We start from the raw sequence: 18309 nt of genomic DNA on the forward strand, positions 1-18309 counted from the left end.
GCCCTCGCCGCACTCGGCCTCGCCGCGCTGCCGGCCGTGTCGCAACTGCCGGGCGCCGTCGACTCGGGCACGGCCGCGCTGCCGCAGCGCGTGCTGTCCGACACGCCGTTTCCCACCGCGCAGCATTTCGTGACGAGCGAGCTCGCCCGCACGATCGGCGAGCGCAACGAGCACGTCGATCGCAACACCGATCGCAGCCTGCAGCCCGGCCTGTTCGCGCCGCTCAGCGCGCATCGCAACGACATGCTCGGCTATGCCAGCCTGTTCCAGCTTGCTCCGCCCGAACACCAGCAAGGGATGCGCGCGGGCGACATCGAGCTCACGCTGTCCGATACGCTGAACCGTCTCGACGTGCCGCCCGAAGTGCGCATCCAGCTCGGCGATCTCGTCAGCGGCAAGGTCGCGATGCGCGCGAGCGCGCAGCGCGGCGACTACTACCGCGTCGCGTTCGACACGAACGACGGCACGCCGCGCCTCACGGCGCTCGAACTGCGCGTCGCCGGCCGCACGTTCGGCGCGATCTGGTTCCGCGCGCCGGGCGCCGAACACGGCGCGTACTACGCGCTCGACGGCTCGCCGCTCGAAGCCGCGGCGTTCACGATGCCGGTCAAGTGGACGCGCATCAGTTCGTTCTTCGGCGAGCGCATCCATCCGCTGTCGCAGGCGATGGCGTTCCACACGGGCGTCGATCTCGCCGCGCCGAGCGGCACGCCGGTCGATGCGGCGGCCGACGGCGTCGTGTCGTTCGTCGGCACCGATCCGGGCGGCTACGGCCGCTATGTGATCGTCGATCATGCGGACGGCTATTCGACGTACTACGCGCACCTTTCCGCATACGCTCGCGGGCTGAAGGTCGGCGAAACGGTGAAGCAGGGTCAGCGCATCGGCTCGGTCGGAATGACGGGCGCGGCCACCGGCCCGCACCTGCATTTCGAGGTGCGGGTCGCGAACGATCCGGTCGATCCGCTCGTCACGCTCGCGAACGCGCAGACGGGGCTGTCCGACATGCAGCTCACCGCATTCCGCCAGGAAGCCGCGCAATGGCGCTTCCGCCTCGCGTCGATCAACAAGACGCCGTTCGCGTTCGCGCAGAACGACGGGCCGCTGTGGGGCGATTTTGCGACTGGTCCGTCGACGTTGCGGGCGGTTTTCGATACGCACTACGCGGCGGAACGAAGCTGACGCGCTGAAGCGCCCGACCACCGCAGCAACATCACGCGCGTCGCCGCTCGAATAGCGGCGACGCAGCCCGCTGCGGAGGGTCGCGGACCATTCATCTTCATCACCGAGAACGCGCGCACGCATCGCACTCGGCTCGCGGGCCCACCGTTACCGCGCGGGTTCCGTGTACTCGGCCGTCGTCTGCGCCGCACGCCGCTCCCGCGCCCCCCGCGACAACAACCACCGCGCCGCGCCGTCGAGCGACGTACACAGCACCAGATAGATCACCGCGACGAACAGAAAGATCGGCGCCGGATACACCATCAGCCGGTTGTTCACCTGCGTCGCGACGAACGACAGCTCCGGCACGCCGACGATATACGCGAGCGACGTGTCCTTCACGAGCGCGACCCACTGGTTGACGAACGACGGCGTCATGATCCGGATCGCCTGCGGCAGCAGCACGTGGCGCACCGTCTGCCAGCGTGTGAGCCCGAGCGACAGCCCGGCCTGCCATTGGCCGTCGCCCGCCGCGACGATCCCCGCATGCACCGCATGCGCGAGATACGCGCCGCCGATCAGCGCCAGCGCGCACACGACCGTCGCGAGCCCCGGCACGTCCATGTGCAGCAGCACGGGCATCAGGAAGTAGGTCCAGAAAATCAGCATCAGCACCGGAATCGCGCGGAAGAAGCCGATGAACGCGAGCAGCAGCACGCGCGCCGGGCCGCGCGCGAGCGCCATGCCAACGCCGAGCGCGATGCCGAGCACGGCCGATGCCGCGGCCGACGCGATCGCGAGCAGCAGCGACAGCGCGGCACCGCCGAGCGGCCCTTCCGGGAACGCGCCGACCAACAGGTACGGCAGATTCGAAAGCAGCAGCGAGAAATCCATCGTCAGCGCCCCGCTCCCAGCCGGTCGCGCCATTGCGTCGCCGCATACGCGCCCGCTTCGATCACGGCCACCGCCGCGACGTACAGCAACGTCGCGACGCCAAACGCGGCGAAGGTCTTGAACGTTTCGGTCTCGACCTGCCGCGATGCATACGACAGCTCGGCCACGCCGATCGCCATCGCGAGCGACGAGTTCTTCACGAGATTCATGTACTGGCCGAACAGCGGCGGCAACGCGATGCGCACGGCCTGCGGCAGCACCACGTAGCGCAGCGACTGCATCGGCGTGAGGCCGAGCGCGGCGGCTGCATCGTGTTGCGCGCGCCGCACGCCGCGCAGGCCGGCTTCGCATTCCTCGGCGACGAACGCAGCCGTATACGCGCTCAACCCGACCCAGCCCGCGACGAATTCGAACGACGGCCACGCGAGCGCGAATGGGCCCACGCTCACCGCATGGCGTGCATTGAGCCATGCGATCCACGTGTCGGGCAGCAGCGACGCGACACCGAAATACCAGAACAGCAACTGCACGAGCAGCGGCGTGTTGCGGAACGCGACGACGTATGCGGCGGCGAGCGCGCGCGGCGCCCTGCCGCGTGCATGCCGCATCACCGCGAGCAGCAGCCCGCCGGCGGTCGCGGCGACGGCCGACGCGGCCGCGAGACCGAGCGTCAGCAGGAAGCCCTGCCAGAGCCAGGACAGATATTTGGGAGCCAACCCGAGCATGCTGGGAAGCGCGCACGACGCACGCGGTCGGATGAAAGCGAAAAGCGCCGCGCGGCCGGTGTTCCGGCCGATCGCGGCGCGCGAGCGGGAGCCGTCAGGTCTTGTCGCCGATCCGGAAGATGCGCGTGAGCGGCGTCTTCGTCGTCGGCCCGAACCATGCGTCGTAGATCTGCACGGCGCGGCCGTTCGCCTCGAGCCCCTTCAGCGTGTCGTTGACGAAGCCGAGCAGGCGCGTCTCGCCTTTCGGCACGCCGACGCCCATGTAGTCGTTCGAGATCGTGAACGCCGGAATCTCGTAGTTCTGCTTGTCCGGCACGTTCGCGAGCAGGCCGATCAGCTTCGGGCCGTCCTGCGTGATCGCCTGCACGTTGCCGGCGCGCAGCGCGGCGAACGCGAACGGCGTGTCGTCGTACGCGACGATCGTTGCCTTCGGGAATTTCTCGCGCAGCGTGATTTCGTTGGTCGTGCCCTTGTCGGCGCCGACGCGCAGCCCGTTCAGCTGGTCGGCCGATTTCAGCACGCCCTTCTTCGCGAGAAACTGCTGGCCCGACGAGAAATACGGGATGCTGAAGTCGACCTGCTTCGCGCGCTCGTCGGTGATCGTGAAGTTCGCGAGCACGAGGTCGACCTTGCCGGACGTCAGGAACGGAATGCGGTTCGCGGGGTTGGTCGGCTGGAGCTGCAGCTTCACGCCGAGCTTGTCGGCGAGCGCTTTCGCATAGTCGACGTCGAGGCCGACGATGTGATTGCTTTTGCCGTCGACATAGCCGAACGGCGGGTTGCTGTCGAACGTCGCGACGCGCAGCACGCCTGCCTTCTTGATATCGTCGAGACGGTCCGCATGCGCGACGGTGCCTGCGGTAATGAGCGCAGCCCCGACGAGCCACGTAGCGAGAGTGTGGAATTTCATGAGCACGACCTGAATTGTTATGAAGGCCGCCGCGGATCGCGCGGCGGCCCGGTTCGAAGAACATCGCGACGGAGTGTGTCGTCGCGAAGCCGCTAACGTATCAGCGCGTGCGGCGAATCCGAACCAACAAATGGTGCTTTGCTCAGCGGGTTTCGTGATGAGGCGCGGCACGCGGCGTGAGATGCGGCACGCAAAAAAAGACGCCCGCTGCAGGCAGCGGGCGCGAATCCCAGTCAAGGAGGTGTCACACGAACTACGGGCCCAGATTAAGGAATTCGCGTGCGATGGACAACGAATCGATTCCCATATCGATATGACGTGGCACGCTCACGCCGGCACTTCCCGCGTCGAGCAATGGATGCCGCCGCCGCCCGACGCGATGCCGAGGATGTCGACCTGCACGATCGCCCGGTTCCCCGCATACGGCCGGATCGCGGCGACCGCGACCGCGTCGGCCGCCGCGTCGTTGAACTTCGGCATGACGACCGCACCGTTGCACGTATAGAAGTTGATGTAGCCGGCCGCGAAGTGCGACATCTGCCGCTCGTTCAGCGTCGTGCCTGCCGACGTGCCGTAGCTGACCGGCGGCACGAGCTCGACGATCTTCAGCGGCCGGCCGTTCGCATCGGTCTGGCCGGCCAGGCGCTGCCGGTGCGCGTCCGTCAACGCGCGTTCGCCGGTCGAATTCGACGCGTCGTAGCAGCATGCGACCACGCCGGGCGCGAGAAAGCGCGCGTAAAAATCGACGTGACCGTTCGTGATGTCGCTTTCGCCGGCCGGCGTCGACGCACCGCCCGCGCCACCGACGCCGCTGCCGCGCGGAAACGTCGCGGTGCCCGGCAGCCAGATGATCTTCCGCACGCCGAGCGTGCGCTGCAGTTCGGCCAGCACGGTATCCCGGGCCGTCGGCAGCAGCGTCGCATGGGCGATCGCGCCGTTCGGGATGTCGAACAGATGCGGATTGCGGTTCACGTGCAGCACGGACGATTCGGTGAGGATCGCCGTCCCGTCGCCGTCGAATTCGATCGCGCCGCCTTCGAGCGTCAACGTGCTGCGGACCAGGTTCGCGCCGTTGGTCTGCGCCATCCAGCCCGCCACCTTGCTGTCCTGGCTGAACGGCTGGAAGAACTTGCCCCCTTTCGACCGGTTGCTCGCGGCCAGGATCGCCGGCGGAATCGTCCCCGCACCCTGGCCGGCGCCGTCGGTATTCGCGTTACCCCAGCCGTTGAAATTGAAGCCGATCGCGTTCAGCGCATTGCCGTTCGCCGTGTCCCGGACGAACACGCAACCCGTGTCGCGCACCCAGAAATCGTTGAAGCCGTCGGCGAGCGGCACGAGGGTGATCCCGCCCGTGCCCGCGGCACGCGCCGCATAGCGCCCATGCAGGTCGGGATTCGCCACGCTTGCGTTCGCGAGCAGCACGCGGGCCGCGTCGAGGTCAGCAGGCAGCACCAGCATGTTGACCGGTTCGGTTGCGCCGATCGCCTTCGCGACGTCCATCAGGTCGGCCCGCACCCGGTCGATGCCGGCATCCGTGCTCTGCTGCGTCACTGGCGCCCAGATACCATCCACGCCGGACGCGAAAGTCATGTAGGTCAACGCGTGCGGCGCCTCTTCGGCCGGCAGCCGGTACACGGCCTGCCGTGCCGACGGTGTCGGGCGCGACGTGCCTCCTGGGTCGGACGCACCGCCGCCGTCGCCGCCACCGCATGCGGCCAGGCTGCCCAGCAGCGGCATGCCGAGCCAGGCCGCCGAACAGCGGATGAATCCGCGTCGGCCGGCATCCGGCATCTGCGACGCGTGCGGGTTCGTGCTCGCGTTGTTTCCTTTCTTCGTCATGTATTTCAACTCCGTTGCGCGGCCGGCACGCATGCGTGCGCGCCGGCTTCCGTCCCGAAGGACGGACTCCGCCTTTGTTTTCAGTAGTCCGGAAAGACTGGGAAATTGAAGCCGCTCGTGGGCCGGTCACGCGGACCGGCCCGCGGCCGCGCTCACGCCGGCTGCTGCTGCGTGGTGCAGTGGATGCCGCCGCCGCCCGCGGCGATGCCGTCGATGTTCAGCTGGATGACCTCGCGGCCGGGGAACAGGTCGACGAGCGTGTCGCGCGTATTGCGGTCGGCACGGCTGTCGCCGAATTGCGGCGCGATCACCGCGCGATTGCACACGTAGAAATTGATGTAGCCGGCCGCGAACTCCGCGTTCTCGTAGGCGTGCCGGACGGTCTTCGGCCCCGGCAGCACGACGACCTTCAATGGGTGCCCCTTCGCATCGGTGGATTTCCGCAGGATCTCCAGATGCTGCCGCGTCACCGCGTGGTCGTACGACGAAGGGTCCGTGTCGAGCCCCGCCACCACGACGCCCGGGCTCGTGAAGCGCGCGTAGAAATCGGTATGCCCGTCGGTGATGTCCTTGCCGGCGATGCCCGGCAACCAGATGATCTTCTTCAGCCCCAGCAACCGGCTCAGCTCCGCTTCGCACTGCGCCTGGCTGACACCCGGATTGCGGTTCGCATTCAGCACGCAACTGCGCGTGATGATCGCCGTGCCCTCACCGTCCACCTCGATGCCGCCGCCTTCCAGCACGAGCTTCGTGTCGACCAGCCGCGCGCCGGCGCGTTCGGCCACGAACGGTGCGACTTCCGCGTCCTGGTCGTGTTCCTGCTTGTTGCCCCAGCCGTTGAAATTGAAGCTCACGCCGCCGAGCTGGCCCGACGCGTTCTTCACGAACACCGGCCCCGTATCGCGCATCCACAGATCGTCGACCGGGTGCTGGACCAGCTCGACCGACGCGCCGCACAGCCGCGATGCGACCGCGTAGTCTTCCTCCCGCACCAGCATCTTCAGCGGCTCGTGCGCGGCGATCGCCTTCGCAACGGCCGCGAGATTCTCGCGCACCACCGGCAGCAGCCGCGCGCCCCAGATGTCCGCGCTCGGGCCGAACGCCATCCAGGTCGCCGTGTGCGGCGCGCCCTCGTCCGGCATGTGCCAGGTGGCGCCCTGCTGCGCGTGCGCGGCGCGGCCGAACAACCCGCCCATCGCGCCGGCAGCCAGCGCCGCGCCCGAGACGGACAGGCCGCGTTTCAACAGTTGACGTCGTGTAGTCATGGCATTCCTCTTTCGCTTGCCGGTTACTTCGATTGTTTCAGGGCGGGCCGTCACGGTCGCGCCGTCTTGAAGCCGAGCCAGGTCCGGCCTTCGAGACGCATCGCGGCCGGCGATTCGGCGATCGGCGTGAACAGCGTACGCCGCGTCGATTCGTCCGGATAGACGCCCGGATCGCGCACCAGCGCCGGATCCATCAGCTTCAGCGCGCCCTGGTTCGCATTCGCGTAGCGCGTCGAGTTCGAGATCTTCGCGATCACGTCCGGACGCAGGATGTAGTTGATGAACGCATGCGCGTTGTCCGGATGTTTCGCGGATGCCGGAATGACCATCGCATCGAACCACATCAGGGTGCCGATCCGCGGAATGTCGTACACGACGTCGCGCTTCGGATCGCGCGCCTTCGCCTTCTGCGCGGCCAGGTTGATCGCGCCGGAAAAACCGACCGTCACGCACAGCTCGCCGTCGATCAGCTCGTTGGCGTCGGACGAACCCACGAACTCGCGGATGAATGGCCGGATCTTCATCAGCATCGCCTGCGCGGTCGCGTAGTCCTGCGCGGACGGATGCATCGGATCGCGGCCGACATAACGCAGCGCCAGCGGCAGCACGGTGCTCGCGGAGTCCTGCAGGCCCAGCCCGCACGTCGCGGCGACGCGCGACGCGATCTCCGGCTTGAACAGCAGGTCGAGGCTGTCGGCCGGCATGTCCTTGCCGAGGATCGCGCGCACCTTCGCGCGGTCGTAGCCGACGCCCACGGTACCCCACATGTACGGCACGCCGTACTGGTTGCCGGGATCGGACTGCGCCATCTGCTTCAGCAGCGACGGATCGAGATACTTCAGGTTCGGCAGCCGGTTCCTGTCGAGCTTGCGAAACACACCCGCCTGGATCTGCCGGGCCATGAAGTCGTTGGTCGGCCACACGAGGTCGTAACCGCTGTTGCCGGTCAGCAGCTTCGACTGCAGCGTCTCGTCGCTGTCGTACGCGTCATAGCGCACCTTGATGCCGGTTTCCTTCTCGAAGCCGGCCAGCGTATCCGGCGCGAAATAATTGCTCCAGTTATAGAGGTTCAGCACTTTCTCTTCGTCGGCGCGCGCCGTTCCCGCCAGCACGCACAGCGCGAGGCCCGGCGCCGCGACACGCAACCATCCTTGCCGTCTCATCGCGCCTCCCTCATCGATAGCAGGACGATACGCCGTCGCTGGTCAGCAACGTACGGTACATCTCCGGGCGGCGATCGCGGAAGAAGCCCCACGACTGCCGGTCGGCGCGGATCGCGTCGAGATCGAACGTGTGCACGAGCACCGCCTCGTCGGTGCGGTTCGCCTCGGCCAGCTTCTCGCCGGTGTGATCCGCGATGAAGCTCGACCCGTAGAACACGCCGGTGAGCCCCTGCTGCTGCGGATTGCCGTTGCCGAAGCCGGCTTCGCGGCCGATCCGGTTGGCCGCCACCACCGGCACCATGTTGGCGGCCGCGTGGCCCTGCATCGTGCGCTGCCAGTGGCCGGACGAATCGAACGCACTGCTGAACGGCTCCGAGCCGATGATGGTCGGAAAGCACAGGATCTCCGCGCCCATCAGCGCGAGGCAACGCGCCGTCTCCGGATACCACTGGTCCCAGCAGATGCCGATGCCGATCCGGCCGAAGCGTGTATCCCACACCTTGAAGCCGGTATCGCCCGGTGTGAAATAGAACTTCTCCGTATAGCCCGGCCCGTCCGGGATATGCGTCTTGCGATAGACGCCGAGCACGCGCCCGTCCGCGTCCGCCACGGCGATCGAGTTGTACGCGGCATTGCCCGCGCGCTCGAAGAAGCCGATCGGCAGCACGACGCCGAGTTCGCCGGCCAGCGCCGCGAACCGGGCGATCTGCGCGTTGCCTTCGAACGGCTGCGCGAGTTCGAGATGGCGCACGTTCTGGTCGAGACAGAAGTACGGCATCGCGAACAGTTCCGGGCACAGCACGAGATTCGCGCCCTGCGCGGCGGCCGCGCGGATCAGGCGCTCCGCGGTGGCCATGTTGTCTTCGAGATTCCAGCTGCCCGACGCCATCTGGACGGCGGCGACGGTGATGTGTTTGGACGGCATTGCGATTGCTCCTCGATGGAACCGGAAACCGCTGACGGGACGTCGCTCAGTGCGCGACGGACGGCTGCTGCTGCGTCGAACAGTGGATGCTGCCGCCGCCGATCGACAGCGTCGGGATCGGCAGCATCTGCACCTTGCGCGTCGGGAACGCCCGGCTGAATGCGTCGCGTGCGGCCTCGTCCTGCTCGACGCCGAATGCGGTCACGATCACCGCGCCGTTCACCAAAATGTAGTTCGCGTAACAGTCGCAGTAGCGCTCGGAGCCGAAGCGTTCGCTGACGATCGGCGACGGCAGGTCGAGCAGCTCGAAACGGCGCCCCGCCGCATCGGTCGCAAGCTCCAGCGCGCGGCGGTTTTCCCGCATCACGCGGAAATAGTCGCCCTGCTCCGGCAGCGCGGTCTGGCACAGCATCCGGCCGGGTGCGATGAACGACGCGATGCCGTCCACATGCCCGTTCGTCTCCACTTCGTCGGGGTTGCCCGGCAGCCACACGATCTTCTCGACGCCCAGCATGCGGCGCAATTCTGCTTCGATCTCCGTGCGGCTCAGGTGCGGATTGCGGTTGGGATGCAGCAGGCAGCTCTCGGTCGTGACCAGCGTGCCCTGCCCGTCGACGTAGAACGAGCCGCCCTCCAGCACCATGTGCGAATTGAAGATCTCGGCGCCGGCCGCGCGCGCGATGTCCTGTCCGGCCTGCTGGCAGCCGTCGTACGGCTGGTACTTCTCGCCCCAGCAGTTGAAGCGGAACACGGCCGCGCCCAGCCCGCGCCGTTCGCTCACGAGGAAGATCGGCCCGCAATCGCGCAGCCAGTTGTCCTCGGCCGCGACCGGCAGCACGTCGACGCTCGGGCCCACCAGTTCGCGCGCGGCGTCGGCCTGGCTGTGGTGCACCGCGACCACGCAGCGCTGATAGCGCGCGATCGTGCGCGCGACCAGCGCGAATTCGCGGCAGACCTGCGCGTAATGCGTCCCCCACAGGTCCTCGCGATTGTCGAGCACCGGCCATCCGAGCCACGTCGCGTGCATGGATTCCCATTCGGCTGGCATCCGGTAACCGCGCTGGCGAGCATCAAAGCGACCCATCGATCCGACTCCGTTGTGATTGATGAGCGATTTTCCGTCAGGTTAAACTTGATGAATATTGATATTTTTTGGCCGAATCAATCAATTCACCTCATATCTCGATGCAACGCGTTCCGTCCCTGAAACTACTGACCGGCTTCGAAGCCGCGGCCCGGCTGGGCAATTTCTCGCGCGCGGCCGACGAGCTGCACCTGTCGCAGTCGGCGATCAGCCATCAGATCCAGCAACTCGAAGCGCAGCTCGGGCAACCGCTGTTCCGCCGGCGCGGCCGCGGCGTCGAGCTGACCATCGCCGGCGAGGTCCTGCAGCGCAGCGTCCAGCGTGCGATGGACACGTTGCGCGGCGGGCTCGACCGCATCGCGACCTACCTGAACCCGGGGCTCGTCGTGCTGGTGTGTCCGGCACCGTTGCTGCACGGCTGGCTGCAGTCGCGCCTCGAGCAGTTGCAGCAGGCGCTGCCGGACCTGTGCCCGCTGCTGTCGACCGACGAAACCGCCCGCTACGTCGACGAGATCGACGTCGACATGACGATCGGCACGCGGCCGATGCTGCAGCCGGGCCTGGTCGATATCCCGTTCATGCGTGACGAATGGGTGACGGTATGCGCAACGCCGCTGGCCGAGACGCTCGCCCGCGTGCCGCGTGCCGAACACGCGCGGCACGCGGGGCTCGTCTGCCTCGAAACGAGCCTGACCGACGAGCGCATGGCGACCGTCTTTCGCGAGCAGCTGTCGGATTTCCGGATGCAGGCGATCTACGACGACCAGCGGCTCGTGCTGGACGCCGTGCAGCGCGGCCGCGGCATTGCATGCCTGCCGCGCCTCGTCGCGCAGGCCGGCCTCGACCAGCACACGCTGACCGTGCTCGCCGACTACCCGCGCCTGCCCGGCACCACATGGTGGCTGTCGCGGATGGAAGGCCCGTCGCGCTCGCCGATCGTCGAGCAGATGTTCGACTGGCTGGTCCAGCAAGGCATCCTGTCGAGCGTGGCCGACCCGGCGCCCGACCATGCGCCGCCTCCGCCCGCGTAATCGAACGCCGAAAAAAAACGTCCCGCCGGCTGGCGGGACGTTCGTCATGAGGCGAATGCGTACGATGCGCGGCCGATCACGGCTCGTGACGCAGGTACCCTTCCTTGCTCGGATCGCGCATCCGCCACGACACGATCAGCGAGATCGCGCACAGCACGGTCACGTACCAGTAGAAGGTTTCCTCGCTGCCGATCGACTTGAACCACAGTGCGACGTACTCGGCCGAGCCGCCGAAGATCGCGTTCGCGACCGCATACGACAGGCCGACACCCATCGCGCGCACTTCCGGCGGGAACATCTCGGCCTTGATCAGCCCGCTGATCGACGTGTAGAAGCTGACGATCGCGAGCGCGACCGTGATCAGCACGAATGCCGCCACCGGGCTCGTCACGTCCTTCAGCGCGTGCATCAGCGGCACCGTGCCGATCACCGCGAACGAGCCGAACAGGATCATCGACGTGCGGCGGCCGATCCGGTCGGACAGCGCGCCGAACACCGGCTGCATCAGCATGTAGACGAGCAGCGCGACGGTCATCACGTTGCTGGCCGTCTTCGCATGCATGCCGGCCGTGTTCACGAGGTACTTCTGCATGTACGTCGTGAACGTGTAGAAGATCAGCGAGCCGCCGGCCGTGAAGCCGACCACCGTGAAGAACGCCCCCTTGTGCTGCCACACGCCGCGGATCGTGCCCGCGTTTTTCTTGTCGCGCGATTCGGACGTCGACGTCTCGTCGAGCGACTTGCGCAGGTACAGCGAGATCAACGCGGCCGCCGCGCCGACCACGAACGGAATGCGCCAGCCCCACGCCTTCAGTTCGTCGCCCGACAGCGTCTGCTGCAGGATCACGAGCACGAGCAGCGCGCACAGCTGGCCGCCGATCAGCGTCACGTACTGGAACGACGCGAAGAAGCCGCGGCGGCCCTTCAGCGCCACCTCGCTCATGTAGGTCGCGCTCGTGCCGTATTCGCCGCCCACCGACAGCCCCTGGAACAGCCGCGCGACCAGCAGCAGCGCCGGCGCGAGCGCGCCGATCTGCGCGTAGGTCGGCAGCACCGCGATCACGAGCGAGCCGCCGCACATCATCAGCACCGAGATCATCATCGCGTTGCGGCGGCCGTGGCGGTCGGCGATGCGGCCGAACAGCCAGCCGCCGATCGGACGCATCAGGAAGCCGGCCGCGAACACCCCCGCCGTGTTCAGCAGCTGCGTCGTCGTGTTGCCGCTCGGGAAGAATGCCGGCGCGAAGTACAGCGCGCAGAACGAGTAGATGTAGAAGTCGAACCACTCGACGAGGTTGCCCGACGATGCGCCGACGATGGCGAACACGCGCCGCCGGGTGTCATGCGCGGACAGCGCAGCTTGTTCGGTCTGGACGTCCATGGATTGGTCTGTTCCTTGTAGTACTTTCTGGGCGAGGCGGCTGGGCCGCCGCGTGCGATCGAACGTGGCACCGGTTCCGGCGCACGGCGCACGGCGCTACGGGATTTTAGCGAAATGTAAAGTAACAGGCTCTCCGGGTTCGTCCGGATGTAGAAAATTTTTCTCCCGCCATGCGTTCGTCATATGAAAACGCCAGCCCGCAGGCTGGCGTTCGGTGCAAACTTTCCGCAGGCGATGTTCAGATCCGCACCTCCGGCGGCACGTAGCGGCACTCGTAGCGCTTGCGCACGGTACCGGCCTCGTCGACGCTTTCCAGGAACACGTCGAATTGCCAGAGCCGCGCCATGTGCTTGAGCACTTCGTCGCTGTCGTTCGACAGGTGACGGTTGTCGGTCATGAAGTGGCGCAGCGTGAGACTGCGGTCGCCGCGCGTGTTCACCGCCCACACCTGGATGTTCGGCTCGCGGTGATGGATGTCGTACTGCCTCGACAGTGCCTGCCGCACATACTGGTAGCCCGAATCGTCGTGGATCGCCGACACCTCGAGCGAATCGCGCATGTCGTCGTCGAGCACCGAGAAGAGCCGCATGTCGCGGATCAGGCTCGGCGACAGGTACTGCGCGATGAAGCTCTCGTCCTTGAAGTTGCGCATCGCGTAGTGCATCGCCGGCAGCCACGGGGTGCCCGCGATCTCGGGAAACCACTTGTAGTCTTCCTCCGTCGGCGCTTCGCAGATCCGCCGGATGTCGCTCATCATCGAAAAGCCGAGCGCGTACGGGTTGATCCCGCTGTAGTACGGCTTCGTGACGGGCGGCTGGTAGACCACGTTGCTGTGCGAATGCAGGAACTCCATCATGAAGCTGTCTTCCAGCTTCCCCTGGTTGTACAGCGTATTCAGCAGCGTGTAGTGCCAGAACGTCGCCCAGCCTTCGTTCATCACCTGCGTCTGCCGTTGCGGGTAGAAATACTGGCCGATCTTGCGCACGATGCGGATCACTTCCCGCTCCCACGGTTCGAGCAGCGGCGCATTCTTTTCCGCGAAATACAGCAGGTTCTCCTGCGGCTCGGGCGGATAGCGGTCTTCCTGCTCCTCCATCAGCTCGGGCTTCTTGCCCGGCAACGTGCGCCACAGTTCGTTCACCTGCGACTGCAGGTACGCCTCGCGTTCACGCCGCAGCGCGGCCTCCTTCGACAGCGAAGGCTTCTGCGGCCGCTTGTAGCGGTCGACGCCGTAGTTCATCAGCGCATGGCACGAATCGAGCAGTTCCTCGACACGATCGAGCCCGTAGCGCTCCTCGCATTCCGCGACGTAGTTCTTCGCATACACGAGATAGTCGATGATCGCGTGCGCGTCGGTCCACAGCCGGAACAGGTAGTTGCCCTTGAAGAACGAGTTGTGCCCGTACGCCGCGTGCGCGATGACGAGCGCCTGCATCGTCATCGTGTTCTCTTCCATCAGGTACGCGATGCACGGGTTCGAGTTGATGACGATTTCGTACGCGAGGCCCATCTGGCCACGGCGGTAGCTCTTCTCGGTCGACAGGAAGTGCTTGCCGAACGACCAGTGACGGTAGTTGACGGGCATCCCGACCGACGCATACGCGTCCATCATCTGCTCGGCGCTGATCAGTTCGAGCTGGATCGGGTAGATGTCGAGCTCGTATTGTTCGGCGACCTGCGAGATGTGCGTGTCGTATTCCTCGAGCAGTTCGAACGTCCAGTCGGACGGGCACGGCAGCGGCTTGCGTTCGGCAACGTTCATACGCGCTTCCTTTTGCCCTGGGCCGGGCAAGTCGGCGGCCGGCGGCGGCGGTTCGGCCTGCGCGCTTTGCTGCGGTGCGGCAGGGCCGGCCGTGTCGTCGCCGGAAGGGCGCGGCGCATAGCCGCGCGACTCGTTGTGCAGATGGCGGGTCGTCATGACATTTCCACCTGCTTTTCGAACAATTCGCGAAACACCGGGTAAATGTCGGCAGCCGATTCCACTTTTTTCATCGCGAGATGCGGCTGGGACAGGGCCAGTTGCGCGTATTCCAGCCACAGGTTCTGCTCTTCCGGCGCGACCTGGATATACGCGAAGTAACGCACCTTCGTGAGGATATCCTCTTCCAGGATTTTGCGACACTTGGGCGAATCGTCAGTCCAGTTGTCGCCGTCGGACGCCTGCGCGCCGTAGATGTTCCACTCGGTCGGCGAGTAGCGCTCGTTCATCACCTTGCGCATCAGCTCGAGCGCACTCGACACCACCGTGCCGCCGCTCTCCGTCGAATGGAAGAAGGTGTCCTCGTCGACTTCCTCGGCACGCGTATGGTGACGGATGAACACCACCTCGATGCGCTCGTAGTTACGCTTGAGGAACAGGTAAAGCAGGATGAAGAAGCGCTTCGACAGATCCTTGCGCTGCTCGTCCATCGAGCCCGACACGTCCATCAGGCAGAACATCACGGCCTGGCTCGACGGTTGCGGCTGCTTCACGCGGTTGATGTAGCGCAGGTCGAACGGATCGATGAACGGAATCCGCCAGATGCGCCCCTTCAGGTGATGGATCTCGGCCTCGAGCACCGCGATCTCCGCGCGCCGGTCTTCCGGGTCGCTCTTCATCGCCTCGAGCTGCGCCTCCAGCTCTCGCAGCTCGTTGACGAGCGGCGAGCCGAGCGCGATGCGACGCCCGAGTGCGCTGCGCAGCGAACGCACGACGTCGATGTTGTTCGGCGTGCCTTCCGCCGACCATCCCGCGCGCACGTTCTTCCAGCTCGGCACCGTCAACAGGTGCGTCTTCACGAGGCGAGGCAGTTCGAGATCGTCGAAGAAGTACTGCATGAACTCGTCGCGCGACAACTCGAACACGAAGTCGTCCTGCCCTTCGCCCTCGTTGCTCGCCTGACTGCCTCCGCCACCCGAGCCGCCCTGCGGGCGCGGGATCTTGTCGCCGCGCACGTAGTCCTCGTTGCCAGGGTGCACGTATTCGCGACGCCCGCCAGGCGCGTGCCGGAAATTCGGCTCCGCGATGTCCTTGCGCGGGATCGTGATGCTCTGCGTGCTCTGGATATCCTTGATGCTACGGTCGCGCACCGCATCGGACACGGCACGACGAATGTAGTTCTTGACGCGACGCAGAAAGCGTTCGCGGTTGGCGATACTCTTGTTCTTGCCGGCCAGCCTGCGGTCGATGATTTGATGAAGCACTCCCGGTCTCCCGCTCGAAAGTCGATCTGCCGGGGCACTCGCCGCGCATGCCGTCTGCCGTCATGCGGGCGGCGCCTCTGAAGGCGCCCGTACGGTCTCGCCGTACGGGCGCGGTACCGCGCGCGTCATGATGACTTGCGCACGCGCAGGTACCAGTCGCAAAGCAGCCTCACCTGCTTCGGCGTATAGCCCTTCGCGACCATCCGGTTCACAAAGTCCTCATGCTTGCGCTGCTCCTCCGCCGAACCCTTCGCGTTGAACGAAATCACCGGCAACAGTTCCTCGGTGTTCGAGAACATCTTCTTCTCGATCACGACGCGCAACTTCTCGTAGCTCGTCCACACGGGGTTCTTGCCGGCGTTCGCTGCCCGTGCACGCAACACGAAGTTCACGATCTCGTTGCGATAATCCTTCGGATTACTGATGCCGGCCGGCTTCTCGATCTTCTCCAGCTCCGCGTTCAGCGCGGCGCGGTCGAAGCTCTCGCCCGTATCGTGATCGCGGAATTCCTGGTCCTGGATCCAGAAGTCCGCATACGTGACGTAGCGGTCGAAGATGTTCTGGCCGTACTCCGAATACGACTCGAGGTAGGCCGTCTGGATCTCCTTGCCGATGAAATCCGCGTAGCGCGACGCCAGTACGTCCTTCACGAAGGACAGATACTTCTGCTCGGTTTCCGGCGGGAACTGCTCGCGCTCGATCTGCTGCTCGAGCACGTACATCAGGTGCACGGGGTTGGCCGCGACCTCGCTCGAATCGAAGTTGAACACGCGCGACAGGATCTTGAACGCAAAGCGTGTCGACACGCCCGTCATCCCTTCGTCCACGCCCGCGTAGTCGCGGTATTCCTGGTACGACTTCGCCTTTGGATCGGTATCCTTGAGGTTTTCGCCGTCGTACACCTGCATCTTCGAGAACAGGCTCGAATTCTCCGGCTCGTGCAGGCGCGACAGCACCGAGAACTGCGACATCATCTTCAGCGTGCCCGGTGCGCAGACGGCCTCGGCCAGCGACGAGTTGCGGATCAGCTTCTCGTAGATCTTCGTCTCTTCCGAGACGCGCAGGCAGTACGGCACCTTCACGACGAAGATCCGGTCGAGCAGTGCCTCGTTGTTGCGGTTGTTGCGGAACGCCTTCCATTCCGACTCGTTCGAGTGCGCGAGGATGATCCCGTCGAACGGAATCGCGCCGAAGCCCTCGGTGCCCTTGAAGTTGCCTTCCTGCGTGGCGGTGAGCAGCGGGTGCAACACCTTGATCGGCGCCTTGAACATTTCGACGAACTCGAGCAGGCCCTGGTTCGCGAGGCACAGGCCACCGGAGTAGCTGTACGCGTCGGCGTCGTCCTGCGCGTACTGTTCGAGCTTGCGGATATCGACCTTGCCGACCAGCGACGAGATGTCCTGGTTGTTCTCGTCACCCGGCTCCGTCTTCGCGATGCCGATCTGCCGCAGGATCGACGGATAACGACGCACCACGCGGAACTGGCGGATGTCGCCGTTGTATTCGTGCAGGCGCTTGACAGCCCACGGACTCAGGATGTTTTTCAGGTAGCGGCGCGGAATGCCGTACTGTTCCTCGAGGATCGGGCCGTCTTCGTCGTAGTCGAACAACCCGAGCGGCGATTCGTTGACGGGCGAACCCTTCAGCGAATAAAACGGCACGCGCTCCATCAGTTGCTTGAGACGCTCGGCGATCGACGACTTGCCGCCGCCCACCGGGCCAAGCAGATAGAGGATCTGCTTCTTCTCTTCGAGCCCTTGCGCTGCGTGACGGAAATATGCGACCACCTGCTCGATCACTTCCTCCATTCCGTAGAACTCACGGAATGCGGGATAGACCTTGATGACCTTGTTCGCGAAGATCCGCGACAGGCGCGGATCGTTGCGGGTATCGATGTGTTCAGGTTCCCCGATTGCTGCCAGCATGCGTTCACCAGCCGTCGCGTACGCGGATGGATCGTTCTTGCAGAGCGCGAGATACTCCTCCAGCGAGAGCTCTTCCTCTCGCGTTTTTTCGAAGCGGTTCGCGAAGCTGCTGTAAATATCCATGCTACCTCCCTCGCCTGAGTCTGAAGACGTGCCTGCCTTCGTACGACTGCGCAGAAGCAAGCGCGTTCGAATTCATCCTAAACCCTTTCTTATTTTTTTTCACGAACTCTTCGTATGAAGTTCGTCATTCTCGACAACACCGCTTGGACAACGCATTTCGTCGTTTTACAATCGATCTCCCGAGCCGCAGAAACTGCATCCGTCGCGTCTCGTCGAACAACGGAACGTCTTGTGCGTTGGACACATCCGACGTCGTCACTTCCTCCCTCATCCCTATACGTTCGAGCAGCCGTTTGCGACGACACGTTGCGCGCGCCGTTACAAATTTTTTTCGCAGCGCCCTTACGGAAATACCCGTACGACGGATGCGGGCACTTCACTTGCACCTGTGCGCACCTCAGTCGATGCAGAGTGTTCGATGCGCGCAACCTTGCACGATCGTCGTTCATGTACGTCGTCTGTCACATTTCTCCACCGCAGAAACGACGACGCCCGCGTGTTGCGGGCGTGGTTCGCTACCAAATGGGATACCAAATGGGGATAGATACGCGGTACGCGCGAATCAGAAGGTTTCCCAGTCGTCCGCGCCACCGGTAGCGGCCGCCTGCGCGGGCGCAGCGGCGGCCGCGACGGGCTTGCGCACCGGTGCCGGCGCAGCCGCGCGTTTCGGCGGGGCATCGCGATCGTCGCGCGCAGCAGC

14 protein-coding genes are annotated in these 18309 nt (G+C 65.4%); 2 read left to right on the forward strand and 12 right to left on the reverse strand.

The window, feature by feature from the left end:
• A partial coding sequence (locus L810_RS36445) for a M23 family metallopeptidase (RefSeq protein WP_051392375.1) occupies positions 1–1182 on the forward strand: 1182 nt, incomplete at its 5' end.
• A 147-nt stretch (positions 1183–1329) separates the two neighbouring features.
• Here L810_RS36445 and L810_RS36450 read toward each other — a convergent pair.
• The 8 genes from L810_RS36450 to L810_RS36485 form a co-directional block, all read right to left on the reverse strand.
• A complete protein-coding gene (locus L810_RS36450) occupies positions 1330–2055 on the reverse strand; it encodes an amino acid ABC transporter permease (protein ID WP_021163167.1) in 726 nt (241 codons plus the stop codon).
• A gap of 2 nt (positions 2056–2057) precedes the next feature.
• Entirely contained in the window at positions 2058–2780 is a 723-nt protein-coding gene (locus L810_RS36455; RefSeq protein WP_021163168.1) for an amino acid ABC transporter permease, read from the reverse strand.
• Positions 2781–2874: 94 nt separating this feature from the next.
• Positions 2875–3690, reverse strand: a complete 816-nt coding sequence (locus tag L810_RS36460) for an ABC transporter substrate-binding protein (RefSeq protein ID WP_042977678.1) — start codon at positions 3688–3690, stop codon at positions 2875–2877.
• A gap of 327 nt (positions 3691–4017) precedes the next feature.
• On the reverse strand, positions 4018–5529 hold the full coding sequence (locus tag L810_RS36465) for an agmatine deiminase family protein (protein WP_042977684.1): 1512 nt from the start codon (positions 5527–5529) through the stop codon (positions 4018–4020).
• Positions 5530–5681: 152 nt separating this feature from the next.
• A complete protein-coding gene (locus L810_RS36470) occupies positions 5682–6794 on the reverse strand; it encodes an agmatine deiminase family protein (protein WP_021163172.1) in 1113 nt (370 codons plus the stop codon).
• A 50-nt stretch (positions 6795–6844) separates the two neighbouring features.
• Complete coding sequence (locus L810_RS36475) at positions 6845–7957, reverse strand: polyamine ABC transporter substrate-binding protein (protein WP_021163173.1); 1113 nt, start codon at positions 7955–7957, stop codon at positions 6845–6847.
• 10 nt (positions 7958–7967) lie between these two features.
• Positions 7968–8882: an N-carbamoylputrescine amidase gene (gene aguB / locus L810_RS36480; protein ID WP_021163174.1), complete on the reverse strand. Its 915-nt coding sequence runs from the start codon at positions 8880–8882 to the stop codon at positions 7968–7970.
• Positions 8883–8928: 46 nt separating this feature from the next.
• Positions 8929–9966 (reverse strand): agmatine deiminase family protein, encoded by a 1038-nt coding sequence (locus tag L810_RS36485; protein WP_042977680.1) that lies wholly within the window; start codon positions 9964–9966, stop codon positions 8929–8931.
• A gap of 101 nt (positions 9967–10067) precedes the next feature.
• On the opposite strand from L810_RS36485, the gene L810_RS36490 reads away from it, so the two are divergent.
• Positions 10068–10997, forward strand: a complete 930-nt coding sequence (locus tag L810_RS36490; protein WP_021163177.1) for a LysR family transcriptional regulator — start codon at positions 10068–10070, stop codon at positions 10995–10997.
• A 76-nt stretch (positions 10998–11073) separates the two neighbouring features.
• Here L810_RS36490 and L810_RS36495 read toward each other — a convergent pair whose 3' ends face one another.
• The 4 genes from L810_RS36495 to L810_RS36510 form a co-directional block, all read right to left on the reverse strand.
• Positions 11074–12378: an MFS family transporter gene (locus L810_RS36495; protein WP_021163178.1), complete on the reverse strand. Its 1305-nt coding sequence runs from the start codon at positions 12376–12378 to the stop codon at positions 11074–11076.
• Positions 12379–12616: 238 nt separating this feature from the next.
• A complete protein-coding gene (locus L810_RS36500) occupies positions 12617–14296 on the reverse strand; it encodes a SpoVR family protein (RefSeq protein ID WP_021163179.1) in 1680 nt (559 codons plus the stop codon).
• The gene (locus L810_RS36505) at positions 14293–15561 is read right to left on the reverse strand and encodes a YeaH/YhbH family protein (protein ID WP_021163180.1); all 1269 of its coding nucleotides are present in this window, start codon (positions 15559–15561) and stop codon (positions 14293–14295) included. The genes L810_RS36500 and L810_RS36505 overlap by 4 nt, the downstream gene beginning before the upstream one ends.
• A 125-nt stretch (positions 15562–15686) precedes the next feature.
• Positions 15687–17609 (reverse strand): PrkA family serine protein kinase, encoded by a 1923-nt coding sequence (locus L810_RS36510; protein ID WP_021163181.1) that lies wholly within the window; start codon positions 17607–17609, stop codon positions 15687–15689.
• Positions 17610–18309 lie beyond the last annotated feature (700 nt).

Origin of the sequence: Burkholderia sp. AU4i (genome assembly GCF_000466765.1) — a bacterium.
Lineage (GTDB): Bacteria > Pseudomonadota > Gammaproteobacteria > Burkholderiales > Burkholderiaceae > Burkholderia > Burkholderia cepacia.

Excerpts from the sequence above, each read along its gene's own strand:
- L810_RS36450 (WP_021163167.1), bottom strand. The coding sequence starts at position 2,055 with ATGGATTTCTCGCTGCTGCTTTCGAATCTGCCGTACCTGTTGGTCGGC.
- L810_RS36455 (WP_021163168.1), bottom strand. The coding sequence starts at position 2,780 with ATGCTCGGGTTGGCTCCCAAATATCTGTCCTGGCTCTGGCAGGGCTTC.
- L810_RS36460 (WP_042977678.1), bottom strand. The coding sequence starts at position 3,690 with ATGAAATTCCACACTCTCGCTACGTGGCTCGTCGGGGCTGCGCTCATT.
- L810_RS36465 (WP_042977684.1), bottom strand. The coding sequence starts at position 5,529 with ATGACGAAGAAAGGAAACAACGCGAGCACGAACCCGCACGCGTCGCAG.
- L810_RS36470 (WP_021163172.1), bottom strand. The coding sequence starts at position 6,794 with ATGACTACACGACGTCAACTGTTGAAACGCGGCCTGTCCGTCTCGGGC.
- L810_RS36475 (WP_021163173.1), bottom strand. The coding sequence starts at position 7,957 with ATGAGACGGCAAGGATGGTTGCGTGTCGCGGCGCCGGGCCTCGCGCTG.
- aguB (WP_021163174.1), bottom strand. The coding sequence starts at position 8,882 with ATGCCGTCCAAACACATCACCGTCGCCGCCGTCCAGATGGCGTCGGGC.
- L810_RS36485 (WP_042977680.1), bottom strand. The coding sequence starts at position 9,966 with ATGGGTCGCTTTGATGCTCGCCAGCGCGGTTACCGGATGCCAGCCGAA.
- L810_RS36490 (WP_021163177.1), top strand. The coding sequence starts at position 10,068 with ATGCAACGCGTTCCGTCCCTGAAACTACTGACCGGCTTCGAAGCCGCG.
- L810_RS36495 (WP_021163178.1), bottom strand. The coding sequence starts at position 12,378 with ATGGACGTCCAGACCGAACAAGCTGCGCTGTCCGCGCATGACACCCGG.
- L810_RS36500 (WP_021163179.1), bottom strand. The coding sequence starts at position 14,296 with ATGACGACCCGCCATCTGCACAACGAGTCGCGCGGCTATGCGCCGCGC.
- L810_RS36510 (WP_021163181.1), bottom strand. The coding sequence starts at position 17,609 with ATGGATATTTACAGCAGCTTCGCGAACCGCTTCGAAAAAACGCGAGAG.